Origin of the sequence: Fictibacillus terranigra (assembly GCF_030412265.1) — a bacterium.
GTDB classification, from domain to species: domain Bacteria; phylum Bacillota; class Bacilli; order Bacillales; family Fictibacillaceae; genus Fictibacillus_C; species Fictibacillus_C terrinigri.
The window spans coordinates 23,604-47,306 of the sequence record NZ_JAUHLN010000001.1; the positions used below are offsets into that span (position 1 = coordinate 23,604).

General features: G+C 45.8%; 25 protein-coding genes and 4 tRNA genes. 26 read left to right on the forward strand and 3 right to left on the reverse strand.

All coding sequences use genetic code 11. The features are described from left to right. Positions 1–214 precede the first annotated feature (214 nt). From ychF to rpsR, 4 genes are all read left to right on the forward strand, one after another. Positions 215–1,312 (forward strand): redox-regulated ATPase YchF, encoded by a 1,098-nt coding sequence (gene ychF / locus QYF49_RS00120; protein WP_290397616.1) that lies wholly within the window; start codon positions 215–217, stop codon positions 1,310–1,312. A 193-nt stretch (positions 1,313–1,505) separates the two neighbouring features. Continuing rightward, positions 1,506–1,793, forward strand: coding sequence for a 30S ribosomal protein S6 (gene rpsF / locus QYF49_RS00125; protein ID WP_290397617.1), 288 nt, complete (start codon positions 1,506–1,508; stop codon positions 1,791–1,793). A 25-nt stretch (positions 1,794–1,818) separates the two neighbouring features. Continuing rightward, positions 1,819–2,316, forward strand: a complete 498-nt coding sequence (gene ssb, locus QYF49_RS00130; RefSeq protein WP_290397618.1) for a single-stranded DNA-binding protein — start codon at positions 1,819–1,821, stop codon at positions 2,314–2,316. A gap of 57 nt (positions 2,317–2,373) precedes the next feature. Beyond that, complete coding sequence (gene rpsR, locus QYF49_RS00135) at positions 2,374–2,607, forward strand: 30S ribosomal protein S18 (RefSeq protein ID WP_053356327.1); 234 nt, start codon at positions 2,374–2,376, stop codon at positions 2,605–2,607. 112 nt (positions 2,608–2,719) lie between these two features. Here the strand turns inward: rpsR and QYF49_RS00140 are convergent, their stop codons facing one another. After that, on the reverse strand, positions 2,720–3,163 hold the full coding sequence (locus tag QYF49_RS00140) for a YtoQ family protein (protein ID WP_290397619.1): 444 nt from the start codon (positions 3,161–3,163) through the stop codon (positions 2,720–2,722). Between the two features lie 203 nt (positions 3,164–3,366). Here QYF49_RS00140 and QYF49_RS00145 point away from each other — a divergent pair, with 203 nt between their 5' ends. From QYF49_RS00145 to QYF49_RS00235, 19 genes are all read left to right on the forward strand, one after another. Beyond that, complete coding sequence (locus tag QYF49_RS00145) at positions 3,367–4,311, forward strand: YybS family protein (RefSeq protein WP_290397620.1); 945 nt, start codon at positions 3,367–3,369, stop codon at positions 4,309–4,311. Between the two features lie 11 nt (positions 4,312–4,322). Further along, complete coding sequence (locus tag QYF49_RS00150; RefSeq protein WP_290397621.1) at positions 4,323–6,296, forward strand: DHH family phosphoesterase; 1,974 nt, start codon at positions 4,323–4,325, stop codon at positions 6,294–6,296. Further along, positions 6,293–6,736 (forward strand): 50S ribosomal protein L9, encoded by a 444-nt coding sequence (gene rplI, locus QYF49_RS00155; protein WP_290397622.1) that lies wholly within the window; start codon positions 6,293–6,295, stop codon positions 6,734–6,736. The genes QYF49_RS00150 and rplI overlap by 4 nt, the downstream gene beginning before the upstream one ends. Before the next feature lie 96 nt (positions 6,737–6,832). After that, positions 6,833–8,197, forward strand: coding sequence for a replicative DNA helicase (dnaB, locus tag QYF49_RS00160; RefSeq protein WP_290397623.1), 1,365 nt, complete (start codon positions 6,833–6,835; stop codon positions 8,195–8,197). 325 nt (positions 8,198–8,522) lie between these two features. Continuing rightward, positions 8,523–9,809, forward strand: a complete 1,287-nt coding sequence (locus QYF49_RS00165; protein WP_290397624.1) for an adenylosuccinate synthase — start codon at positions 8,523–8,525, stop codon at positions 9,807–9,809. Positions 9,810–10,123: 314 nt separating this feature from the next. Next, positions 10,124–10,199 (forward strand) — tRNA-Lys (locus tag QYF49_RS00170). Positions 10,200–10,214: 15 nt separating this feature from the next. Then, a tRNA-Glu gene (locus tag QYF49_RS00175) sits at positions 10,215–10,289 on the forward strand. A 17-nt stretch (positions 10,290–10,306) separates the two neighbouring features. Continuing rightward, positions 10,307–10,382: transfer RNA gene (locus QYF49_RS00180), tRNA-Asp, on the forward strand. A gap of 282 nt (positions 10,383–10,664) precedes the next feature. After that, positions 10,665–10,740 (forward strand) — tRNA-Phe (locus tag QYF49_RS00185). 152 nt (positions 10,741–10,892) lie between these two features. Next, a complete protein-coding gene (locus QYF49_RS00190; RefSeq protein ID WP_290397625.1) occupies positions 10,893–11,474 on the forward strand; it encodes a glycerol-3-phosphate acyltransferase in 582 nt (193 codons plus the stop codon). A 272-nt stretch (positions 11,475–11,746) separates the two neighbouring features. After that, entirely contained in the window at positions 11,747–12,451 is a 705-nt protein-coding gene (gene yycF, locus QYF49_RS00195; RefSeq protein WP_290397626.1) for a response regulator YycF, read from the forward strand. A 4-nt stretch (positions 12,452–12,455) separates the two neighbouring features. Next, positions 12,456–14,300, forward strand: a complete 1,845-nt coding sequence (walK, locus tag QYF49_RS00200) for a cell wall metabolism sensor histidine kinase WalK (RefSeq protein WP_290397627.1) — start codon at positions 12,456–12,458, stop codon at positions 14,298–14,300. A 3-nt stretch (positions 14,301–14,303) separates the two neighbouring features. Beyond that, positions 14,304–15,695 (forward strand): YycH family regulatory protein, encoded by a 1,392-nt coding sequence (locus tag QYF49_RS00205; RefSeq protein WP_290397628.1) that lies wholly within the window; start codon positions 14,304–14,306, stop codon positions 15,693–15,695. Continuing rightward, a complete protein-coding gene (locus QYF49_RS00210; protein WP_290397629.1) occupies positions 15,695–16,498 on the forward strand; it encodes a two-component system regulatory protein YycI in 804 nt (267 codons plus the stop codon). The genes QYF49_RS00205 and QYF49_RS00210 overlap by 1 nt, the downstream gene beginning before the upstream one ends. Positions 16,499–16,511: 13 nt before the next feature. Continuing rightward, positions 16,512–17,309, forward strand: coding sequence for an MBL fold metallo-hydrolase (locus QYF49_RS00215; protein WP_290397630.1), 798 nt, complete (start codon positions 16,512–16,514; stop codon positions 17,307–17,309). Between the two features lie 161 nt (positions 17,310–17,470). Next, the gene (locus tag QYF49_RS00220) at positions 17,471–18,679 is read left to right on the forward strand and encodes a S1C family serine protease (RefSeq protein ID WP_290397631.1); all 1,209 of its coding nucleotides are present in this window, start codon (positions 17,471–17,473) and stop codon (positions 18,677–18,679) included. A gap of 212 nt (positions 18,680–18,891) precedes the next feature. After that, positions 18,892–19,080 (forward strand): CxxH/CxxC protein, encoded by a 189-nt coding sequence (locus QYF49_RS00225; protein ID WP_290397632.1) that lies wholly within the window; start codon positions 18,892–18,894, stop codon positions 19,078–19,080. An 81-nt stretch (positions 19,081–19,161) separates the two neighbouring features. After that, positions 19,162–19,641: a 23S rRNA (pseudouridine(1915)-N(3))-methyltransferase RlmH gene (gene rlmH / locus QYF49_RS00230; RefSeq protein ID WP_290397633.1), complete on the forward strand. Its 480-nt coding sequence runs from the start codon at positions 19,162–19,164 to the stop codon at positions 19,639–19,641. 18 nt (positions 19,642–19,659) lie between these two features. After that, positions 19,660–20,022 carry a VOC family protein gene (locus QYF49_RS00235; RefSeq protein ID WP_290397634.1) on the forward strand — a complete coding sequence of 121 codons (363 nt, stop codon included), beginning with the start codon at positions 19,660–19,662 and terminating at the stop codon, positions 20,020–20,022. Between the two features lie 59 nt (positions 20,023–20,081). On the opposite strand, the gene QYF49_RS00240 is transcribed toward QYF49_RS00235, so the two are convergent. Beyond that, the gene (locus QYF49_RS00240) at positions 20,082–20,774 is read right to left on the reverse strand and encodes an LrgB family protein (RefSeq protein ID WP_290397635.1); all 693 of its coding nucleotides are present in this window, start codon (positions 20,772–20,774) and stop codon (positions 20,082–20,084) included. After that, complete coding sequence (locus QYF49_RS00245) at positions 20,744–21,148, reverse strand: CidA/LrgA family holin-like protein (RefSeq protein ID WP_290397636.1); 405 nt, start codon at positions 21,146–21,148, stop codon at positions 20,744–20,746. The genes QYF49_RS00240 and QYF49_RS00245 overlap by 31 nt, the downstream gene beginning before the upstream one ends. A gap of 132 nt (positions 21,149–21,280) precedes the next feature. Between QYF49_RS00245 and QYF49_RS00250 the strand changes: the two genes are divergently transcribed. From QYF49_RS00250 to QYF49_RS00260, 3 genes are all read left to right on the forward strand, one after another. Then, entirely contained in the window at positions 21,281–21,712 is a 432-nt protein-coding gene (locus tag QYF49_RS00250) for a MarR family winged helix-turn-helix transcriptional regulator (RefSeq protein ID WP_290397637.1), read from the forward strand. Positions 21,713–21,979: 267 nt separating this feature from the next. Beyond that, on the forward strand, positions 21,980–23,047 hold the full coding sequence (gene rlmN, locus QYF49_RS00255; protein ID WP_290397638.1) for a dual-specificity RNA methyltransferase RlmN: 1,068 nt from the start codon (positions 21,980–21,982) through the stop codon (positions 23,045–23,047). Positions 23,048–23,165: 118 nt separating this feature from the next. Beyond that, on the forward strand, positions 23,166–23,645 hold the full coding sequence (locus QYF49_RS00260) for a hypothetical protein (RefSeq protein WP_290397639.1): 480 nt from the start codon (positions 23,166–23,168) through the stop codon (positions 23,643–23,645). Positions 23,646–23,703: the final 58 nt, after the last annotated feature.

The following is a 23,703-nucleotide window of genomic DNA, read 5'->3' on the forward strand; positions in this document are numbered from 1 at the left end:
TTCCACGTGGAACATAAAGAATGAGGAGAACAGAGCCTGGCTTTTCGGGTTCTGTTTTTTAAATGGAATTTACGTCATCATGAACCTTTTTTACTTTAGCCGGTTCGGCTTGTCTTTTGGCTGCTGAAACCCTATAATTATGAAAGATGTGCAAACAAGTATGGAACGATAAAATATATAATCAAAATGATGAGATTAATGAGGAGTGGAATATATGGCTTTAACAACTGGGATAGTCGGTCTTCCCAACGTAGGGAAATCGACGCTTTTTAATGCCATCACGCAAGCCGGGGCTGAATCGGCCAACTATCCGTTTTGTACGATTGACCCGAACGTAGGAATTGTTGAGGTGCCGGATGAGCGCCTTCACAAGCTGACTGAAATGGTTCAGCCGAAAAAAGTAGTGCCGACAGCCTTTGAATTTACGGATATTGCAGGGATTGTGAAAGGTGCCAGTAAAGGAGAAGGGCTTGGAAACAAGTTCTTGTCACATATCCGCCAGGTGGACGCGATTCTTCAGGTTGTCCGCTGTTTTGAGGATGAAAACATCACCCACGTTTCCGGAAAAGTTGATCCGATCGATGACATTGAAGTGATCAACCTGGAATTGATTTTTGCCGACATGGAGACGGTTGAGAAGCGGATTGCCCGAGTGGAGAAGCTGGCCAAGTCGAAAGATAAAGATGCAGTAGCTGAGTTCAGCGTTCTTGTGAAAGTTAAGGAGGCATTATTGAATGAATTGCCTGCAAGAAGTGTTGAACTGACTCCGGAAGAGAAAAAGATTGTTTATGGTTTGCACCTTCTGACCATGAAACCGATTCTTTATGCGGCGAATGTAAGTGAAGAAGATTTGCTTGAGGGCGGAAATGAGCATGTTGTGAAGGTAAGAGAATATGCGGCACGTGAACATGCGGAAGTTATTGTAATCTGTGCAAAGATTGAAGAAGAAATTGCAGAGCTTGACGGCGATGAGAAAAAAGCGTTCCTGGAAGAGCTCGGCATTCAGGAAGCAGGTCTTGATCAGCTCATCCGTGCTTCTTACTCTCTACTTGGACTGGCTACGTACTTTACAGCGGGTGTTCAAGAAGTTCGTGCATGGACGTTCCGAAAGGGCATGAAAGCTCCGCAATGTGCGGGAATCATCCATACAGACTTTGAACGCGGATTTATCCGTGCGGAAGTCGTCGCTTATGATGATCTGATGGCTGCGGGAAATATGACAGCAGCAAAGGAAAAAGGAAAAGTAAGGCTGGAAGGAAAAGAGTACGAAATGAAAGACGGAGATGTTGTTCACTTCCGCTTTAACGTTTAATAGACAGGATCAAACAGGGAAAAAGCAGACCTGCTTTTTCCCTGTTTTTATTCCTTGTCCGATAGGCCTTGTGTTTAGCTATAGTTTTTGCTATAATTCTTTATTGTGAGTAATTATCGATTTTTTATGAATTATTGATAGTTTACTCCTTGCCCTATTGTTGGGCCGTTTAGACCAAAAGGAGGTGACCGGAATGAAAAAGTACGAAATCATGTACATCGTCCGTCCAAATCTTGAAGAGGATGCTCTTGCAGCTGTTAAAGAAAGAGCGAAGACTATCCTTACTGATAATGGTGCGGAAATCGCTAATGAGAAAGAAATGGGTAAAAAGCGTCTAGCATATGAAATCAACGACTTCCGTGATGGATATTACACGCTATTGAACGTTAATGCTCCTGTAGAAGCGATCAATGAATTCGACCGTCTTATGAAGATCAATGAAAATGTTCTTCGTTTCATGACTATTGCAGACGAGAGATAATTTTTAACTTTGAGGAGAGGTTCTAATGCTAAATCGTGTAATCCTTGTTGGACGTTTAACGAAGGACCCGGAATTACGCTATACTCCAAGCGGTGTGGCGGTTGCAAACTTTACTTTGGCAGTAAATCGTACATTTACCAATCAGCAGGGTGAACGTGAAGCAGATTTCATTAACTGTGTCATCTGGCGCAAACCGGCTGAGAATGTGGCGAACTTCTTAAAAAAGGGGTCGCTTGCCGGAGTAGACGGGCGCATCCAGACACGCTCTTACGATAATAATCAAGGTCAGCGTGTATACGTGACTGAAGTAATGGCAGAGAGTGTTCAGTTCTTGGAGCCAAGGAATGCGAACGCAGGCGGCGGACAGCAGTACCAAAGCCAGAGCGGAAACAACTTTGGCGGGCCATCAGGTGACCGCGGTTATGGACAGCAGCAGAACCAGAAGCGCAGTAACTTTAATGATGATCCATTTGCCAACGACGGCACTCCGATCGACATCTCTGATGACGATTTGCCATTCTAGGACCCACATATGTGATCGGCTAAATATAAAATTCCAAAAAGAAGGAGGGAAATAACCATGGCTGGACGTCGCGGTGGACGCCAAAAGCGTCGTAAGGTTTGTTTCTTCACTGTAAACAAAATCACTTACATCGACTACAAAGATGTAGATCTTCTTAAGCGTTTCGTATCTGAACGCGGAAAGATTCTTCCTCGTCGTGTGACAGGAACATCTGCGAAATACCAACGTCAATTGACTCGTGCAATCAAACGTGCTCGTTTCATGGCGCTATTACCATACGTAACTGAATAGTATTCAGTCTTAAAAGCACGGTAAAGATTACTCTTTGCTGTGTTTTTTTGGTTTCAGAAACCTATCAAAAAAGCGGCCAAATCGAAGGATTTAGCCGCTTTTGATTTTACTTTTAACTCTCAAAGATATAGGAAAGTGCCTGCAGTGCCTGCATCGGGGTCTCTACCACAAGGCTGGCTTTGTTGGAAAGTTCTTTTAAAGGATGGTGAAGGGTTTCGGGCCGGATCAAAATCAGCGGCTTATTTAGGGCTGCTGCTCTGGCGGCATCCATGGCTGTGTTCCATTGCTTGTATTTTTCACCGAACAGAGCGACCACCACATCCGCCTTATTGATCAAGATATCGGTGCGCAGGTTATTGATGCTTGATGCTGCTTCATCTTTAAAAATCGCGTTCGGCTGTTTTCCGAGAATCTCTTCCCCTATGTTGTCCGATCGTTCATGGTCTTCCATCGGACCAACAAATGATAAAGGAAGGTTCATTTCTTTTGCCTGTGATTCGATCTGTTCACGCCAATCATCGTGAATCTGTCCTGCCAAGTAAACTGTCAATTCCATGCTATCTCCTCCTCTATTACTACCGTATTGCTTCTGCGTGTAATCGAGTACGCTGGTTCCATTATAACGTCCAACATGATAAGGTAGATACTGTTGTCCATGTTTTATTTGGCACGATGGGGTTAAGCTAATGAATATCATTGGATTTAAAGCGCATAATTTACTACAATAAAGACCGTAGGCAATAAAGCCAGAGGTGAACCATGCGTAAAACATCAACAATTGTAGACGGAGCGGTCATGTCCGGCATCTACATTATTTTAATGCTTATCAATTTAAACGTGCCGTTGATCGGCACATTTACTTTCTTTTTGCTGCCATTGCCCATTATTCTGTTCATCATCAGACACGGGTGGAGACCAGGGCTGCTTGTTTGGGCAGTGACTTTCGTATTGTCCGGAGTAATCGGGGGGATGAGCGGCATCATCTACGCATTTCTTTCAGGATTTGCGGGTATCGTGATGGGGGAACTCTACAAGCGAAAATCATCCGCCTTTGGTGTTTTGCTTGGCGGAAGCCTTGTTGGAATCTTAAATCTCCTAATATTGCTTGTCTTTGCTAAGTATTTGCTTCATTTTAATCTCGTAAAAGAGACGGAGAGCCGATTTAACCAAATGATTGATCAGGCGGCAAAGTTCTATAAAGAGGGCGGTCCGGAAGCAGCGCGTCTGGATCTCTTGCGTGAGCAGGTAGCGATGATTCCCTACATGCTTCCCATGTCTATCATTATAGGAGCCGTGCTCTCAAGCCTTTTGACGCAGTGGCTGGTTGGCCTCGTATTAAAAAGAATGAGGATGGAATACAGGACGTTTCCGCCATTTAGGGACTGGTCGTTTCCAAAATCATTTTTGTGGTATTATATTTTAGCCCTTATTTTGACCTTCACAGGGCCGGAACAGGGGTCTGGACTCTACATTCTTACCATTAATCTATATATCATTCTGTCCCTCGTACTTGTTGTACAAGGGCTTACCGTTATCTTTAGTTATGCCGAGAAAAGGCAATGGCCCAAAGCCCTTCCCATTTTTATAGCTGTTCTAGTAATATTTACTTCCTCCTTTCTGCCAATTCTTCTGGAAGTCGTTAAATTCTTAGGTATAATTGATTTAGGGTTCGAATTAAAGAAACGGATAAATACCAGACAGTAGGAGCTGAAAGTATGCCTAAGTTTTTATTAAAACGGTGGCATGGTTATCCCGTGATAGCCTTGTTCGTCATATCGGTCCTGTTTGTAAGCATCATTACGTACTACCAATGGGTAATTGGAGCAGTTGGCTTTCTTTTATTAGGGCTGCTCTTCTATTTCGTAATGCGGGCTGAAACCTCTTTCCAGGAAGACTTGGGTGATTATATCTCCACCCTCTCCCACCGCATCAAAAAGGTCGGAGAAGAAGCGCTGATGGAAATGCCGATCGGGATCATCCTATATGACGAGGATTATAAGATTGAATGGGCGAATCCCTATATGGGGGCTTGGGTTGAAGAGGAGGCTTTTATCGGCCACTCACTTAATCTCGTTTCCGAGGATTTGGTGCCATTCATAAAAAGCGACGCGCGTGAGGAAATCGTAATTTTAAAATCAAGGAAATTTGAAGTGCATTTTAAAAAAGAGGAGCGCCTTCTTTATTTCTTTGATGTAACCGAGCAGATTGAAGTCGAGCGGCTGTATGAAGAAGAACAAACGTGCATCGGAATCATTTACCTCGATAACTATGAAGAGGTCACACAGGGACTGGATGATCAGTTCCGTTCAAGCATCAACTCCAAAGTCACTTCCATTTTGAACAAATGGGCCAATGACAATGGAATCTTCTTAAAACGCACTTCCTCCGAGCGGTTTTTGGCTGTTTTCAATCAGAGGATCTTAGGCGAGCTTGAAAAAAACCGCTTTTCTGTGCTGGATGAGGTCAGGGATTCGACGACAAAAGAAAATGTTCCGCTTACCTTAAGTGTCGGTGTTGCCTCGGGGCCGTCATCCTTGCCAGAACTGGGACAGCTGGCGCAATCAAGCCTGGATCTGGCACTCGGACGCGGAGGAGACCAGGTTGCGATCAAACAGCAGAATGGAAAAGTCCGCTTTTACGGCGGAAAGACCAATCCTGTAGAAAAAAGAACGAGAGTGCGTGCACGCGTTATTTCCCATGCATTAAGCGAGCTCGTTCTCGACAGCGATAAAGTGATCATCATGGGTCATAAAAGCCCTGACATGGATTCCATGGGATCTGCGATGGGAATATTGAAAGTGGCTCAGGTCAATGGAAAAGATGGTTATATTGTGCTCGATACGTCTGACCTCGATACCGGTGTCCAGCGTTTGATGAACGAAATCAAAGGCACAGATTCGCTTTGGAAGCATTTCATCACGCCGGAGGAAGCGCTCGAGATTTCAACGGCCGGCACGCTGCTTGTAGTAGTGGATACTCATAAACCTTCCATGGTGATGGAAGAGCGTCTCCTTTCCAAGCTTGACCATGTGGTCGTGATCGATCATCACCGCCGTGCAGAGGAATTTATAGGAGATCCGGTTCTCGTTTACATGGAGCCCTACGCGTCGTCTACGGCAGAACTGGTGACCGAGCTTCTGGAATATCAGCCGAAACGGCTTAAAATGCGCATGCTTGAGGCCACAGCCCTGCTTGCGGGGATCATTGTGGATACGAAGAGCTTTACGCTTCGCACAGGTTCACGTACATTTGACGCAGCCTCCTATTTAAGGGCCCATGGAGCGGACACCATTCTTGTCCAGAAGTTCTTGAAAGAAGATCTTGAAACGTACAACCGGCGGTCAAAACTGATTGAAAATGCGAAGGCCTATAAAAATGGGATTGTCATATCCAAAGCTGAGCCAAGTGAAGAATGCGGCCAGGTGCTGATCGCACAGGCTGCCGATATTTTGCTTTCCATGAACGATGTGAGCGCGTCCTTTGTCATTGCCAAAAGACATGATCAAAAGATCAGTATCAGCGGGCGGTCGCTCGGTGATGTGAACGTGCAGATGATCATGGAAGCACTGGGAGGCGGGGGGCACTTAACCAACGCAGCCTGCCAGCTTGAGAACGAGACTTTGGATGGCGCCGAGAGAAGACTGAAAGCTGTAATAGACGAGTATTTCGAAGGGGGAGAAGAAGAATGAAGGTAGTTTTTCTTCAGGATGTTAAAGGTAAAGGAAAAAAAGGGGAAGTAAAAAATGTTTCAGAGGGCTATGCCCGCAACTATTTATTGCCCAACAAACTGGCGACAGAAGCGACAAAAGGGGCATTATCTGTCGTAGAAGGCCAAAAGAAAAGCGAAGAGAAAAAAGCTGCTGCTGTTTTAGAAGAAGCGAAACAGTTAAAAGAGAAACTTAGTAAAATGGAAGTTGAGATCAAAACCAAGTCAGGAGAAGGCGGCCGTGTCTTCGGATCCGTCACAAGCAAGCAAATCGCGGATGGCTTAAAGAAAATGAATGTTACGATCGATAAACGAAAAATTGATTTAACGAATCCGATCCGATCTTTAGGATATACAAATGTGCCTGTTAAACTTCACCCTGAAGTGACGGGTACGATCAAAGTACATGTAGTTGAAGAATAAGCAGACTGACTGGGACCGGGATTAACCGGTCTCATCTGCTGTAAACAGGATATTCCCTGCTGAACGAAAGCAGGCTATCATTCAGGAGGAAGTCATATGAGTGATCTTTTTGTTGATCGCATTCCACCACAGAATATAGAGGCAGAGCAAGCCGTTCTGGGAGCCATTTTCCTTGAGCCGGAGGCATTGGTCACCGCTTCGGAAATCTTGATTCCAGAGGACTTCTACCGCGCCTCACATCAGCGCATCTATCAGGTGATGCTTGACCTGTCAGAAAAAGGAGAGCCTGTTGATCTTGTAACCGTCACATCCGATCTCGCAGACCGGAAGCTGCTCGACGAAATCGGCGGCGTCTCCTATTTAAGTGATCTGGCAAACAGCTCGCCGACCGCGGCCAATATTGATTACTACAGCAAGATTGTGGAAGAAAAATCTTTGCTCCGCAGGCTTATTCGTGCTGCCACGGAAATCGCGGCTAACGGTTATGCACGCGAAGAAGAGGTAGAAGCGGTTTTGAATGAAGCGGAAAAGGCCATTCTTGAAGTGGCGAACCGTAAAAACGGAGGAGCCTTCATCTCCATCAAAGATGTGCTTGTTGCTGCCTATGACAACATCGAACAGCTTCACAACCGCAAAGGTGACATCACCGGGATCCCGACCGGATTTGCTGATTTGGACCGCATGACCGCCGGCTTCCAGCGAAACGATCTGATCATTGTGGCGGCGCGTCCTTCCGTTGGTAAAACAGCATTTGCACTGAACATTGCGCAGAACGTGGCAACGAAAACCGATGAAAATGTGGCCATCTTCTCTCTGGAGATGGGTGCTGAGCAGCTTGTCATGCGTATGCTTTGTGCGGAGGGGAACATAGACGCACAGAGGCTGCGTACAGGTTCTCTGATCCCTGAAGACTGGCAAAAGCTGACGATGGCAATGGGGAGCCTTTCTGCAGCCGGTATTTATATTGATGATACACCGGGTGTGCGTATCGGTGATATCCGCTCTAAATGCCGTCGCCTTAAACAGGAAAAAGGCCTTGGAATGATCCTGATCGACTACTTGCAGCTTATTCAGGGGAACGGGCGAGCAGGCGAGAACAGGCAGCAGGAAGTTTCTGAAATTTCCCGTTCACTCAAGGCCCTTGCCCGTGAGCTTCAAGTTCCGGTCATCGCGCTCTCCCAGCTCTCCCGTGGCGTAGAATCCCGTCAGGACAAGCGCCCGATGATGTCCGACATTCGTGAATCCGGAAGTATCGAGCAGGATGCCGATATCGTAGCCTTCCTTTATCGTGATGATTACTATGATAAAGAATCAGAAAGCAAGAACATCATCGAAATCATCATAGCCAAGCAGCGTAACGGCCCAACCGGCACGGTCGAACTTGCCTTCGTCAAAGAATACAACAAATTCGTAAACCTCGACCGGAGACATGACGAAAACAGCATTCCATCCGGCGCATAAAATAGACCCAAAACAGGCATTCTCTAACGTGAGGATGCCTGTTTTTTACGATGTAGCCATCCATCGGGCGGCGCATAATCATACTGAAGCTTGAAAGGAACCCTCGAAAGTAGATCATCATCGCTGAGCGGATGGATGGGGCAAAGCCCCGTCCGGCGCTCTTCCAACACAAACACGAACGGAAAAACTGTAAATATTTTATAATGTTCGGGTTTTGTTGACTTTCACCTCGAATATTGATAAACTAAGCATGGTTTTTTAAATTACTAGTAATAATGATAGAATCTATAACAGAGTTTAAAGTTCACTTGGAGGTGCTGGTGTAATGTCATCCGTAGTTGTTGTCGGAACGCAATGGGGAGATGAAGGTAAAGGGAAAATTACCGATTATCTTTCTGAAAAAGCAGAAGTGGTAGCCCGTTATCAAGGTGGTAACAATGCAGGGCATACGATCGTGTTTAACGGAAAGAAGTATAAGCTTCATTTAATTCCATCAGGGATTTTTTATAGCGATAAGATCTGTGTGATCGGAAACGGTATGGTTATCGATCCAAAAGCGCTTGTAGAAGAGCTGAAGTATTTGCACGATCTTGGTGTTCACACAGAAAACCTAAGAATTTCCAACCGCGCACATGTGATCCTTCCTTACCATCTTCGCCTTGATGTCCTGGATGAGGAAAGCAAGGGAGCCAACAAAATCGGAACAACGAAAAAAGGGATCGGACCTGCATACATGGACAAAGCGGCACGAATCGGTATCCGTATTGCAGACCTTTTGGACAAAGAAGTTTTCGAAGAGAAGCTTGAAAGAAACCTGGCTGAAAAGAATCGCCTGTTTGAAAAAATCTACGAATCAGAAGGATTCACGAAAGAAGAAATCCTTGATGAATATTACGCATATGGCCAGCAGTTTGCAAAGTATGTATGCGATACTTCTGTTGTACTTAATGATGCGCTTGATGAAGGACGCCGTGTTCTTTTTGAAGGTGCACAAGGTGTCATGCTTGATATCGACCAAGGTACTTATCCGTTCGTTACCTCATCCAACCCAATCGCAGGGGGAGTAACAATCGGTTCTGGTGTCGGACCATCTAAAATCCACCATGTTGTCGGTGTTTGCAAATCGTATACGACGCGTGTTGGTGACGGCCCGTTCCCAACTGAGCTGAACAATGAGATCGGAAACCAAATTCGTGAAGTTGGGCGTGAGTATGGAACGACAACTGGACGTCCGCGCCGTGTCGGCTGGTTTGATTCTGTCGTTGTCCGCCATGCACGCCGTGTGAGCGGTTTGACTGACCTTTCCCTGAACTCCATCGATGTGCTTACTGGCATTGAGAAATTGAAAATCTGTGTCGCTTATAAATACAGAGGTGAGATCATCAATGAATTCCCTGCAAGCCTTAAAGTTCTTAGTGAATGTGAGCCTGTCTATGAAGAGCTTCCAGGCTGGACAGAAGACATCACTGGCGCTAAAACGTTAATTGACCTTCCGGAAAACGCCCGTCACTACGTAGAACGTGTATCACAGCTGACTGGTATTCCGTTGACCATCTTCTCTGTAGGACCTGACCGTAACCAAACGAACATGGTTCGCGGTGTGTTTGTTTAATATCAATAAAGTATGGGTTGAGAGACGGCTCTGTTAGCTTTGGCGCAGAGCCGTTTTTTTATTGATGAACATGGATGAAAATCCAAGAAAAAACGTTTTTCTACAATTTTTTTAAAAAACTGCTTGCCAAAATTGCCACAACGATGGTATGATAACTCTTGTCGTGTTAAAACGACTTTTCACAGTAAGAGCCATTAGCCCAGTCACGAGCAGCACATCGTGAGCGAGCGGCGAGTTGTCTCGACGGATCTCCATCGTCAGCTTCACATGCAGAGGAAGAGACAGTGACCGACGGACGATAATTTCACAAGTAAGAGCCATTAGCTCAGTTGGTAGAGCATCTGACTTTTAATCAGAGGGTCGAAGGTTCGAGTCCTTCATGGCTCACCATTCTTCTTATAAAGTGGCCCGTTGGTCAAGCGGTTAAGACACCGCCCTTTCACGGCGGTAACACGGGTTCGAATCCCGTACGGGTCACCATTTTCATAGTTGTTTTTGGACTCGTGGTGTAGTGGTTAACATGCCTGCCTGTCACGCAGGAGATCGCCGGTTCGACCCCGGTCGGGTCCGCCATTCTTTTATTGCTTTTACAGAAACACTTGGCTCGACAGCTCAGTCACGAGCAGCACATCGTGAACAGGCAGCGAGTTGTCTCGACGGATACCCATCGTCAGTCTTCACATGCAGAGGAAGAGACAGGGACCGACGGGCAGAAAATACTAAATCTTGGCTCGATAGCTCAGTCACGAGCAGCACATCGTGAACAGGCAGCGAGTTGTCTCGACGGATACCCATCGTCAGTCTTCACATTTAGAGGAAGAGACAGGGACCGACGGACAGAAAATACTAAATCTTGGCTCGATAGCTCAGTCGGTAGAGCAGAGGACTGAAAATCCTCGTGTCGGCGGTTCGATTCCGTCTCGAGCCACCATTTTACTTACAATTACTATACCTGATCGATCATGACAAGAGGCATGCAGCTACCATTCTGCATGCCTTTTTAATACATTCTTAAACGTGGCACCAACTGCGGGCAGTGCCCATATAGTAAAAACAAACAAAGATATTGGAAGGAAGAAAGATATGGGCACAATTCAGCTGATTCTCTTTTTGATCGGGTGTTACTTCATCGGAAACATTATGACAGGATATCTTGTGGCCAAATGGTTGAAAGGCGTCGATCTTAGGCGTGAAGGGACTGGAAATATCGGCGCTAGAAATGCCGGGCGTGTGATCGGGTCCTGGGGATTCGTCCTGACGCTCGCAGGGGACCTGCTTAAGGGTGCGCTCGCTGTGCAGCTGGCAAAGTCTTATTTTGGCCTCTCTCCTTCATGGCAGCTGGCCGCCTTTATCATGGTCATAGCAGGACACTTATGGCCGGTCGCCCTTAAGTTTCATGGCGGTAAAGGAGTGGCATCCTTCATTGGGGGAATTCTTGTTTTTGAGTGGAGAATCGCTGCGGCGGCAGCTGTGTTGTTCCTGCTTCTTTTTGCCGTCAGGAAAAGCCTCACCGTTGCGGGCCTCATTACGTTCCTCACCGTACCGATCCTTCATTACGCTTTTTATCAGATGCTTCCGTCCGCCTTCCTCCTTCTTTTTATTTCTGCTCTTGTCGTATATGTTCAAATAGAGGACTTAGCGCTGCGGCTGAAAAGGAAATCATGAATAGCTGTTTTTTATCATTTTAAAAATTTTACATACACTTGATCGTTGAAAAGTAAACTTATGTTCATTGTTAGTTCGTCTTCACTCTTGCCTTTCAGCGCAACAGAAGGCGTGGCAGCGGTTGTCGAACTTTAGCGAGGCCGTTCCGCTTTTCTTATGTTATGGAGAATTTAGATATTGTGGTAAAATAAAGGGTAGACAAACTACTTCATTCAACTAATTCATATAATAGAGACTTGAAATTACGGTTTCCAAAAAGGAGCGACTACCGGATGGACAAAAAGATTCTTGTAGTAGATGATGAGAGGCCGATTGCGGATATTTTACAGTTCAATCTGGAGAAAGAAGGATTCCAGGTCACATGTGCCTATGACGGTGTATCGGCAATTGAAAAAATAGAAAACGAAAAACCGGACATGATCCTTTTGGATATCATGCTTCCAATGAAAGATGGAATGGAAGTTTGCCGTGAGGTCCGGAAAAAATACGATACTCCGATTATAATGCTTACAGCCAAAGATTCTGAGATTGATAAGGTCCTTGGCCTTGAGCTGGGTGCAGATGATTACGTTACGAAGCCTTTCAGCACCCGTGAACTGATCGCACGCGTAAAAGCGAATTTACGCCGCCATCAGCAAGAAACGGATCGTGAAGATGATGAGAACAACGAAATCGTGATCGGCTCTTTAACCATCCATCCAGATGCTTATCTCGTAACGAAACGCGGGGAGTCCATTGAGCTGACCCATCGGGAGTTTGAACTGTTGTATTATTTGGCCAAGCATATCGGCCAGGTGATGACACGCGAGCATTTGCTGCAGACCGTATGGGGCTATGATTACTTTGGCGACGTCCGTACTGTTGACGTGACCGTCCGGCGTCTCCGCGAGAAAGTGGAAGACAATCCAAGCCATCCGCTCTGGATCATCACCAGACGAGGAGTAGGCTACTATTTACGAAATCCTGATCAGGAGTAGACAAATGGATAAGGTAGGTTTTTTCAGATCAATACACGTTAAGTTTGTATTGATCTATGTTTTGCTCATTTTAATCGCCATGCAGGTCATCAGTGTGTATTTCATCAATAACCTGGAAGCCAATCTCCGGAACAACTATGACAACGCACTGAAAAATAATCTGGACTTCTTCGAGTTTAATGCTGAGCAGAAGATCCTGGACGCCCAGCAGATGAAGGAAGCAACAGAGGATAAGAACAGTACACTGAGAGATGACATTGCCCAGCTCATCAACGAAACGAAGGATCAGAACATCAAGGAGGTTCAAGTCCTTAACAAGGACGGTGTTGTTCTTGGCAGTGATAAACGGAATCTGATCGGACAGATAAGCACGAACAGTAAGATCAAACTGGCTCTTAACGGCACGGAGGCCCAGACAGAAATGTATGATCCCGACTCAAAACAGCGGGTCATTGTCTTGGCGAAACCTATCATTGCCGGAAAGGACAAGCAGGCCGACAAGAACAAACAGATTCTCGGAGCGATTTATGTCGAATCTTCTATCGAGAGTGTGTACCAGCAAATCAGTGATATTAATAAAATTTTGACGACCGGTACGGTTATTGCCCTGGGAATAACAGCGATACTCGGTATTTTTCTTGCCCGTACGATCACACGGCCGATGGCGGATATGCGTAAACAGGCACTCGTAATGGCAAGGGGCGATTTTTCCCGAAAAGTGCAGGTTTATGGGGATGATGAGATCGGCCAGCTGTCGATGACCTTCAATGATCTGACGCGAAAGCTGCAGGAAGCGACTGCCATTACCGAAAGCGAGAGAAGAAAGCTGCGCTCTGTCCTCACCTATATGACGGACGGTGTAATCGCCACAGACCGGGATGGCTGCATTATTCTGATGAACGACAGGGCCGAAGAAATGCTCAATATCTCACGGCAGCATGCGCTCGGAAACTCTCTGCTTGAGCTCCTGAGGCTGAACGACCAGTATACGTGGGACGAGCTGTATAACGAGTATGAGAGCATGCTGCTCGATTTCAGTACAGACAAGGTGCATTACGTACTGCGGGCTAACTTTTCGATCATCCAAAAGGAAGGCGGCCCGGTTAACGGATTGATCGCCGTTCTGCATGACGTCACAGAGCAGGAGCAGATCGAGAATGAGCGGCGAGAGTTTGTATTTAACGTTTCCCATGAACTCAGAACACCGCTTACGACGATGCGAAGCTACCTGGAGGCGCTCGCTGAAGGAGCATGGCAGGATGAGAACATCGCTCCCCGCTTTTTGGAAGTCACACAGAATGAAACCGAGCGGATGATCCGCCTGGTGAACGATCTTCTTCAGCTCTCCAAAATGGACAGCAAAGACTACCGGTTTAACTTTATACAGACCGATCTTGTTCAATTTTTGCAGGATATCATCGACCGGTTCGAGATGCTGCAACATGAGCACCTTCGCTTTGTGCGCAATTTGCCTGACCGATCGATCATGGGACAGATTGATACCGACAAGATGACTCAGGTCGTGGATAACATTATATCGAATGCGATTAAGTATTCTCCTGAGGGGGGAACGATTGCGGTTTCCGCTTCCCTTCACGGCAGAAAGATTAAAGTGAGCGTGTCTGACCAGGGTGTCGGTATCCCGAAAAACAACGTTTCAAAAATCTTCGACCGCTTCTTCCGGGTGGATCGTGCCCGTTCGAGGAACTTAGGCGGTACGGGGCTTGGATTAGCGATCACGAAAGAAATCGTGCTTGCCCATGGCGGAGATATATGGGCTGAAAGTGAATGGGGCCAGGGAACAACTATACATTTCACCCTTCCTTTAAAAAAAGTAAGGGGGGAGTAACCGATGACGTGGAGCAGAATTTACAGCATTCTTAAATTTATTGCGAAATCAGTGTACCGGAATTATGAGATGATCAAGTCTGTCTTCCTCATCTTTTTGATCATGCTGAGCCTTATTTTAACATGGAGCTTATGGACCCTTAAGCCGAACTACAGCAATTTGGAAGAGACAAGGACACTGAAAAAGGAAGAAGTAAAGGATTTAAAGAAAATCACGGATGTCATCCGGCCGAGCCAAATCATTTATTATGACAAGAATTCATACAGAGGCATGCCCGCCAACGAAAAACTTATCGATCGGGTAAACCAGGTGCTTGCGAACACGAAGTTTTATGACAGCAAGAACCGCCCGTCAACAAACATCGATGAACAGCTGAAGAACAAGGAATACATCGAGGTCATCTATCCAACCGATATGACGGCGGACATTTACAGCCAGATCTTCAACCTGACTTCATCAGGCGGCACATTTACGATTCCGTCTGCTGACCGTGTTATTTTTTATAAAAAAGATACAAACGAAGTGGAGGCCCATATTATCTCCTATACCCAGCGGAAGATGATTACAGCGAGCACCACCTTCCCGTTTGATTCTTTAAAGAACATTATCAATAACGCAAAAAGCGGCGTACTTCAATATGAACCATTTGATGTGGAGCGCGATACAGACCAGGGCGCGGAGGTTTCAAAACGCTTCTATTTCCCGAAAGAACGATTCATGCTTAATTCTTACAGCTATCTTTCACGCACCATTAACGATGACACGATCGAACGTTATAAGAATGCGCTGTTCCGAGATCCTGGAAACGTCAAGAGCGGCAATACGGGTGATTATTATACGGATGAAAGCTCAGCACTTGACGTAAACCGCAACTCGAACAGAATTAAATACACGAATTTCACGCAAGGCCCAGATGAAGATACGACCGAGCAGACGAGAAGCCCTCTCTTTAACAGTGTGGACTTTATCAACAACCATGCGGGCTGGGGAAATCCGTATTATTTTTATAACCTGGATCCTGCGAGCAGTACCGTTGAATTTCTGCTTTTTGTCAGAGGCTTGCCCGTCATCAAGAGTGATATGGAAATGAAACTCGGCTGGACGAACAATGAACTGAATGAATATCAGCGTTCGATGGTCGAGCTCGACATGGATGGGGATTATTCGTTTAAACCCAAAAAGGTAAAGCTTCAGTCTGCAGCTGAAGTAAAAGCTGCTCTTAAGGAATATGACTTGACCATGGTCAATAAACTGGCTGTCGGCTATGAGATGACTCATGCCAAGGGACAGGAAAACGTGTATAATCTCCAGCCGAGATGGTTTGTCAATTACGGGCCGAACCACGATTGGCAGCCGTTATTCCGAGACAGTCAAAGGCCTGGGGGAGAACTTTAATGGACTGGAAAAAAACAAAGACAATTTTTATTCTGACGTTCCTGATTCTGAATATCTTCCTCGGCTACCAGCTCTCACAGAAAATGGACAAGAGCAAGCTTGAGGCGGTGGCCGACCAGCCGATCGAAAAAAGGCTGGCAGACAACAACATCGACTATAAAGATAAACTTCCGCAAAGCTATAACGACCGCCAAACGCTGATCAGCGGCCAGCGGGCCCCTTTTTCGGCGGATGAAATCAAATCATCAAAAGCGAGCCGGCTGGACAGCAGCAGTACAGATACAACGCTCGTGTTTAACTTAAAGAAGCCTCAGGATCTGGATAAAGAAGATCTTGTGAAAGATGTGACTCAGTTTCTGAAAGATGAAGTCTACCGGGGCGATGAATATCGATTCTATAAAAAAGACACGAAGAGCCATAAGATCTGGTTCACACAAATCTATCAAGGACAGCCGCTTTTCTTTGATACGGATAATGGCATGAACCGGCCGAGCGGAATGGTCATGTTCGAATGGAATAACAAAGGGCAGCTCACCCGCTATACACAAACCTTTATCTCTGTCTACAGACAGGGTACGAAGCAGGAAATCATTTCACCTATGAAAGCTTTGGAAAAAATATTTACGACGAACCACCTATCAAGCGGTGACAAAATTAATAAAATTGTTCTCGGTTATTACAGTCTGGCAAACGTAGAGGATGTGCAGGTGTACGCACCGACATGGTCCATTGAAACAGAGGATGCCCATTTTCTCGTGAATGCCATTGACAGTTCCATACAGGAGATTGATAGAGAGCAATAGAGGGGATTGGAATATGAGTTTGCAATTCAGCGTGCTGGCGAGCGGCAGTACTGGAAACGCGATCTATGTGGAGACGGGCAATACCCGCCTGCTGGTCGATGCCGGCCTGAGCGCAAAGCAGATGAAACTCTTATTTGAAAAAGCAAGCTGCTGTGAACTGGATCAGCTGGACGGAATTCTCGTCACCCATGAACACAGCGATCATATTAAAGGACTTGGCGTTTTGGCACGAAAATATAAACTCCCAGTCTATGCGAACGCTAAAACATGGAAAGCGATGAACGGGCTGATCGGTGAAGTGGATACGGAACAAAAGTTTGACTTTGAAATGGAGACCGTCCGTACGTTCGGTGACCTGGAGGTGGAATCCTTCGGTGTGTCCCATGATGCGGCCGAGCCGATGTTTTATGTGTTCCACCACGAGGGAAAGAAGCTGACACTCATGACCGACACCGGCTATGTCAGTGACAGGATGAAAGGAATCACGAAGCACAGTGATGCGTTTGTGATCGAATCCAACCATGACATCAACATGCTGATGATGGGGCGCTATCCGTGGAACATCAAAAGGCGGATACTTGGGGATCATGGCCATATATCCAATGAAGACTGCGGCTTTGCACTTGCCGATCTGATCGGTGACCAGACGAAGCGGATCTATCTCGCCCATCTGAGCAAAGATAACAATATGAAAGATATTGCCCATCTTGCGGTGAAGCAGACGCTTGAAAACAAAGGCTTTGTGGTCGGCGAGGATCTGCAGCTGTACCATACGGACGCGGCAGAACCGACGGAATTGGTGCTTGTTTGACGGCTCACTGTTTAACGGACACCGTTTAAGGAAATAACAATAAATGTGAAAAAGTGTGAAAAATAACCCATATTTTTTAAGTAGGGGGATTGATTTTTTATAATAAATAAAAAATCATCACAGCATTTATTTTATTGTCGAAAGGAACGGTGAAGCAGGAAATGGGCTATTATGATGACGATTATGAATCTAGTCCAAGAAGGCAAAAAGGCAACCGCGGCGGATTTTTGCTGGCCGCTCTTGTAGGCGCTATATTAGGCGGCCTGCTTATATTATTTTCAATTCCTGCCCTCGGAGGCATGGGGCTTTTGCCTGACAACTACTCAAGCAACGAAGATAACGGCGGTGTTAATGAGGAAAACGGCATCAATAAAAACGTGAATGTGAACGTTACAAGCAACGTCACGGATGCGGTAAGCAAGGTGCGCCCTGCCGTCGTGGAAGTGCTGAACATCCAGCAAGGCGAGTTCTGGAATCAGGGCCAGCAGGCAGCGGGATCGGGTTCAGGCGTCATCTATAAAAAAGAGGGCGGAAAAGCCTACATCGTGACGAACAACCACGTCGTCAAAGGGGCCAGCCGCCTTGAGATTACGCTTAGCAACGGCACCAAGCTGAAAGGCACTCTTCGCGGAACGGACCCGCTCATGGACCTGGCAGTCGTTGAAGTGAATGGCAGCAAGGTGAAAAAGGTGGCTCAATTCGGATCCTCCAGTGCGTTGAAACCGGGTGAACCGGCGATCGCCATCGGTAACCCGCTTGGAACGTTCCCTGGTTCCGTAACCGAGGGTGTTGTATCAAGTGCTGACCGGACGATGCCGGTCGACAGCGATGAAGACGGCAATCCAGACTGGCAGGCCGAAGTTATCCAAACGGATGCGGCGATCAACCCTGGTAACAGCGGGGGCGCCCTTCTGAACATCGGCGGACAGGTCATCGGGATCAACTCCAGTAAGATCGCTCAGGAGGAAGTAGAAGGCATCGGATTTGCGATCCCTGCCGATACAGCGAGGCCCATTATCGCTGACCTTGAGCGCTATGGAGAAGTAAAACGCCCATTCCTGGGCGTCGGCCCTATTCCATTATCACAAGTCAGCAGCTATCACCGTCAAACGACGTTAAAGCTGCCGCCAAGTGTTAAATCAGGTGTGGTGGTTATGGATGTTGATCCGTTATCACCAGCGGACCGTGCAGGAATCAAGGAGATGGACGTTATCGTCGCACTTGATGGCAAGAAAATCGCTTCTCCGCTCGACCTTCGCAAACACTTATACTCTAAGAAACGAGTAAACGATAAGATGGAGATTACGTATTACAGCAAGGGCAAAAAGAAAACAACGACCGTAAAACTCGGCCTTCAGAAGTCTTCATAAGAGAATCAGGAGAGAAATCTCCTGATTTTTTTTGTTTGTCGGTGGCTGTATTGGGATTGAGGTGATGAAAATAATGTGTTCTGCAAGTAAATCATGTCGAACCGCAAGTAATTGAAGCTGTTTCGCAAGTAAAACGCCAAGCCACATAAGTAAAGGGCTGCAAGCAGAATAGTGTGACCTTGATTTGTGTTAAAATACGAAGAGATCATCATGTGGATAATAAAGGAGAATGTCTGTTGAAAAAATATTGCTGTGATGAACATGTGGATATCGGGATCGATGAGATCGTTGATGAATTGGAAATCTATCCGAATCTAGAGTTATTAACAGAATCAGAGAAGTTATCAACAACATGCACTTATTGCGAGAAAAAGCCCATATATAAAGTATCGAACGAGTGATCCTATACTAAATGTGGATAGTTTCTGTGTATATGTGGATAACTTTTGTGAATAAGTTGTTTATAAAAGGAGTTTTCCCCTGTGAATATCTTGGTAGTAACTGTTGGCAAACTGAAAGAAAAGTATTTAAAAATGGGAATTGATGAATATGTAAAGCGGCTGGGGCCCTATGCAAAAATAGAAATCATTGAAGTAGCTGACGAAAAAGCGCCTGAAAATTTGAGTGATCAGGAGATGCAGATGGTGAAAAAAGCAGAAGGCGATCGGATCCTTGCCAAAATTCCTCAGGACGCACATGTGGTTGCGATGGCAATTGAGGGGGAGCTGGTCTCATCAGAGGATCTTGCGAAGAACCTGGACGAGCTCGCGACCTACGGTAAAAGCAAAGTGGCCTTTGTCATTGGAGGGTCTTTGGGTCTGAGTGAAGAGGTCATGAAGCGGGCAAATAAAAAGATTTCGTTCGGCAGGATCACCTATCCGCACCAGCTGATGAAGCTTGTATTGGTGGAGCAGATCTATCGGGCGTTTCGGATTAATCGCGGGGAACCGTACCACAAATAAGGAGATGGGAAAATTAAAATGATAACCAATATAGGAACAATCGCTGTTTATGTTGAAGACCAGCAAAAAGCAAAGGAGTTCTGGACAAAAAAGGCTGGATTTGAAGTAGTTGCTGAACACCCAATGGGGCCAAACGCGTTTTGGCTTGAGGTGGCCCCCAGTAATAGTCAAACTCGTCTAGTGCTCTATCCCAAAGCTATGATGAAGGGTTCAGAAAGTATGAAAGCGTCCATTGTATTTGAATGTGATAATGTAATGGAAACGTATAACATGATGAAGATTAATGGAGTTGAATTTAAAGAAGAGCCCAATGAAATGCAATGGGGTACATATGCTCAGTTTCATGACGAGGATGATAATGAATTTATATTAAAAGGATAATTAAAGAGAGACAAAAGGGTATGAAAAAGCTCAGCAGAACACTGCTGAGCTTTTTGTGGCTACACTTGAAAAATCCATACGACAACCGGCCCGAAAACGGAGCCAAGCAGTGCACAGAGCGTCATGGATACCGAACTCATGGATACCGTTAATTCTCCATATTCGAACGCTTTAGAGGTGCCCAGAGCGTGAGAGGCGCTGCCAAAGGCGATACCTTTACCCAGATGGCTGCGGATACGAACCCATTTCATGATCCGAGGTCCGAGGATGACTCCTGAAAACCCTGCAATCATAACAAACACAACGGTCATTGATGGTACACCGCCCAGTCCTGCGGCAATTTGAATGGCGACGGGAGTGGTAATGGACTTTGGAAGAATGGAAAGGATCAGGTCCCGTTTGATCCCAAACACCTCTGCGAACAAAAGGCCGCTGATCATGCCTGTAAACAAGCCGGCGAAAACACCCCCGATGATGGGAAAGCTGTATTTCATAATGATGTGGCGCTGGTTATAGAGCGGATAGGCTAAAGCTACGACAGCAGGCCCCAGCAGTGCATTGATCCATTTTCCCCCGACCATATAGTCTGAATAGGAAATATGAAATGCCAAAAGCCCCAGTATGACGATTACCGTAGTTGTCAGAACGGGGATTAAGATGGGATAAGTAAAACGCTGATATACCTTCACCATGGCTAAATAAGCGGCAATCGTAAGTAAAATTATAAGGATTGCGATAAATGGCTGTTGCACTTCTTTTTCTCCTTTCGTTTTGCCGCTTTTTGCTCCAGCCACTGGCTGGCGATCCCTGCAGCCACCATCGTTACGATGGTGCTCAGGACCACAATCAGCATTAAAAGTGCCCCATTGCCAGAGAAAAGAGAGGGATAATTGATCACTCCTGCCATGGCGGGTATAAATAACAGCGGGAGAAACGATAACAAAAAACCGGCTCCGTCTTCGATCAATTTGACAGGAACCATTTTAAAGCTTAAACCGGTCAGCAGCAGAATTAAACCGATGATACTGCCTGGAATCGGCAGATGAAAAAAATGATGAACCGCTTCTCCAAGCATTGAAAAAGCGGATAAAATAACAATTTGCAAAATAATCCGGATGGCTTTCACAACTTCACCCTTCCTTGCTCTTTACATTGCGCACATTTACTTGTACGATACAACTATATATTTGTATTATACAAGCATATTAAGGGATGTCAACCGATTGGAACTGATCCTTTGAGCGAGGAGTGATGGGTGATGAAAAAGCAGGATGCCGTTGAACGGATTGAATATGAACTTACCACTTTTATCAGGCGAGCAGCTTATAAAGACAGCTCAGAAAATAAGATAGGGAACTTGGAAAGGGCTACTTATTTATTATTAAGAGAACTGGATGAGTTTGGGCCAGCTCGTGTAAAAGCGTTGGCGGAGTCGTTTAAGCTAGACATTTCTACTCTCTCGAGGCAAGCGGCTGCTTTAGAAGAGAAAGGACTTATCGTCCGTTCCTCTGATCCCGCTGATGGCCGAGTAAGCCTTTTTTCCATTACAGAACTAGGGAAACAGAAATTAAAAAAGGATAAGAGGATGAGGCTTGAACGATATCAAAGCATGCTTAAAGAATGGACAGGCGAAGAAAAGGAGCTGTTTGGCACGCTTCTAAACCGTCTGAACGAGGCGTTTATCGATTAACGAGAGAGCGGAACAAGAAAAGCGAGAGGCTTATAACATGGCCTCTCGCTTTCCATTGTTTGAAAGCCCTCCTAGCACGGTTCCTAATGTTAGGATACATAAAATTGGAAACACACGAATAACTCTCATTCCATTTTAAGATTAAGAAGGATAGTGGATGGTCAAAATGTTCCAAAGGACTTTTTATGGTAAGATAACAGTTGATTATGAAAAAGTATACTGTCATGAGAGGCAGTTCAATATATGTGTTGAAAAGAGGGTAACAAAATGGTTAAGGAATCCATTTATGGATTAACATTTGAACAGCTGGCTGCCTGGCTGTTGGAACGCGGCCATAGACCGTATCATGCCTCCCTTGTTTGGGAGTATCTATATAGAAAGCGCGTCACGTCTTTTTCCGAAATGACTGATGTTAAAAAAGAAATCATCAGTTTGCTGTCAGATCGCTTCGAGTTCCAGACGATGCAGCAGCACGTTAAACAAGAATCAGAAGACGGCACTATCAAGTTCTTATTCAAGCTTCGGGATGGCAACCTGATCGAAACCGTCTTAATGAAGCATAAATACGGCTTGTCGGTTTGTGTAACGACCCAAGTCGGATGCAATATCGGCTGCAGTTTCTGCGCGAGCGGTTTATTGGCAAAAAGCCGTGACTTGTCGAGCGGCGAGATTGTTGAGCAGATCATGAACGTCCAGCTTCATCTGGATCAACGCCACCAGGATGAGAGAGTCAGCCACATCGTGGTCATGGGTATTGGTGAACCGTTCGATAACTTCGAGAACATGATCGATTTCATTAAAGTGGTTACCGATCAAAAAGGCCTTGCGATCGGATCAAGGCGCATCACGGTTTCTACGAGCGGTTTGGCCAGCAAGATCCGTGAGTTTGCGGATACGGGCTTAAACGTCAACCTGGCGCTTTCACTTCATGCACCGAACAATGAACTTCGTACAAGAATCATGAAGATTAACAAGGCGGTTCCGCTTGAACCGTTGATGGAAGCGGTCGATTATTATGTGGAGACCACAAACCGCAGAATTACGATCGAATACATTCTGTTAAGGGATGTGAACGATCACACGGAAGAAGCAGAACAACTGGCCGATCTATTCCAGGATAAAAAGCAGAGGGTCTATGTCAACTTGATTCCGTATAATCCGGTGGACGAACATGCCCAGTACCAAAGAAGTGAGCAGGATTCCGTCCTGGCGTTTTATGACACGCTAAAAAAACGCGGCATCAACTGCAAAATTCGCCAGGAGCACGGTACAGACATTGACGCGGCATGCGGACAGCTTAGAAGCAAGCAGATTAAAAAAGAAAAAGCGCAATAACGATAAAGGAGATCAGAAGCGTTCTGATCTCCTTTTTTATTGGAACACAATACTAGTTATTCATCATTTCATTTTGGGTATAATCTAAGCAAAGGTTAAAACATTAAAGGAGATAACCATGATTCCTAAAACGATAGAAGAACTGGAAGCGATCCGTACGGAATGCAGGGCGTTGGTGAATAAGCGTGCTTCTGCTTCGGCAGCGGCCGCTGTCATTCCCATTCCCGGAATGGACGTGGGTGCGGACATCACTATCATGATGGAGCTGCTGCCGACGATCAATGAAAAGTTCGGATTGGCACCCGGGCAGATTGAGAAGTTGGATGCGACGTTAAAAGGAAAAATCATCGTTCTTCTTACTTCAGCGGGCAGTCAGTTTGCGGGGAAAGTCGTAACGAAACGGATGATTTCTCTTTTATTAAAAAAAGCCGGTAAACGCATCGCCGTTAAACAAGTCACGAAGTTTGTGCCGTTAGTGGGACAGGCTGTAGCGGCGGGAATCAGCTTCGCGGCGATGAAATACCTCGGCAACTCTCATATCGAGGAATGCTATCAAGTCTGTAAAAAGATGATAGAAGAGCAGGATCCCCAACAATAAACCTAAAGCCCCATCCCGCTTGCGGGGTGGGGCGTTCTTTTTTTCAGATGCCAGACCC

What these genes read in the sequence shown, in the direction of transcription:
- ychF (WP_290397616.1), top strand. Translation starts at nt 215, where the DNA reads ATGGCTTTAACAACTGGGATAGTCGGTCTTCCCAACGTAGGGAAATCG.
- rpsF (WP_290397617.1), top strand. Translation starts at nt 1,506, where the DNA reads ATGAAAAAGTACGAAATCATGTACATCGTCCGTCCAAATCTTGAAGAG.
- ssb (WP_290397618.1), top strand. Translation starts at nt 1,819, where the DNA reads ATGCTAAATCGTGTAATCCTTGTTGGACGTTTAACGAAGGACCCGGAA.
- rpsR (WP_053356327.1), top strand. Translation starts at nt 2,374, where the DNA reads ATGGCTGGACGTCGCGGTGGACGCCAAAAGCGTCGTAAGGTTTGTTTC.
- QYF49_RS00140 (WP_290397619.1), bottom strand. Translation starts at nt 3,163, where the DNA reads ATGGAATTGACAGTTTACTTGGCAGGACAGATTCACGATGATTGGCGT.
- QYF49_RS00145 (WP_290397620.1), top strand. Translation starts at nt 3,367, where the DNA reads ATGCGTAAAACATCAACAATTGTAGACGGAGCGGTCATGTCCGGCATC.
- QYF49_RS00150 (WP_290397621.1), top strand. Translation starts at nt 4,323, where the DNA reads ATGCCTAAGTTTTTATTAAAACGGTGGCATGGTTATCCCGTGATAGCC.
- rplI (WP_290397622.1), top strand. Translation starts at nt 6,293, where the DNA reads ATGAAGGTAGTTTTTCTTCAGGATGTTAAAGGTAAAGGAAAAAAAGGG.
- dnaB (WP_290397623.1), top strand. Translation starts at nt 6,833, where the DNA reads ATGAGTGATCTTTTTGTTGATCGCATTCCACCACAGAATATAGAGGCA.
- QYF49_RS00165 (WP_290397624.1), top strand. Translation starts at nt 8,523, where the DNA reads ATGTCATCCGTAGTTGTTGTCGGAACGCAATGGGGAGATGAAGGTAAA.
- QYF49_RS00190 (WP_290397625.1), top strand. Translation starts at nt 10,893, where the DNA reads ATGGGCACAATTCAGCTGATTCTCTTTTTGATCGGGTGTTACTTCATC.
- yycF (WP_290397626.1), top strand. Translation starts at nt 11,747, where the DNA reads ATGGACAAAAAGATTCTTGTAGTAGATGATGAGAGGCCGATTGCGGAT.
- walK (WP_290397627.1), top strand. Translation starts at nt 12,456, where the DNA reads ATGGATAAGGTAGGTTTTTTCAGATCAATACACGTTAAGTTTGTATTG.
- QYF49_RS00205 (WP_290397628.1), top strand. Translation starts at nt 14,304, where the DNA reads ATGACGTGGAGCAGAATTTACAGCATTCTTAAATTTATTGCGAAATCA.
- QYF49_RS00210 (WP_290397629.1), top strand. Translation starts at nt 15,695, where the DNA reads ATGGACTGGAAAAAAACAAAGACAATTTTTATTCTGACGTTCCTGATT.
- QYF49_RS00215 (WP_290397630.1), top strand. Translation starts at nt 16,512, where the DNA reads ATGAGTTTGCAATTCAGCGTGCTGGCGAGCGGCAGTACTGGAAACGCG.
- QYF49_RS00220 (WP_290397631.1), top strand. Translation starts at nt 17,471, where the DNA reads ATGGGCTATTATGATGACGATTATGAATCTAGTCCAAGAAGGCAAAAA.
- QYF49_RS00235 (WP_290397634.1), top strand. Translation starts at nt 19,660, where the DNA reads ATGATAACCAATATAGGAACAATCGCTGTTTATGTTGAAGACCAGCAA.
- QYF49_RS00250 (WP_290397637.1), top strand. Translation starts at nt 21,281, where the DNA reads ATGAAAAAGCAGGATGCCGTTGAACGGATTGAATATGAACTTACCACT.
- rlmN (WP_290397638.1), top strand. Translation starts at nt 21,980, where the DNA reads ATGGTTAAGGAATCCATTTATGGATTAACATTTGAACAGCTGGCTGCC.
- QYF49_RS00260 (WP_290397639.1), top strand. Translation starts at nt 23,166, where the DNA reads ATGATTCCTAAAACGATAGAAGAACTGGAAGCGATCCGTACGGAATGC.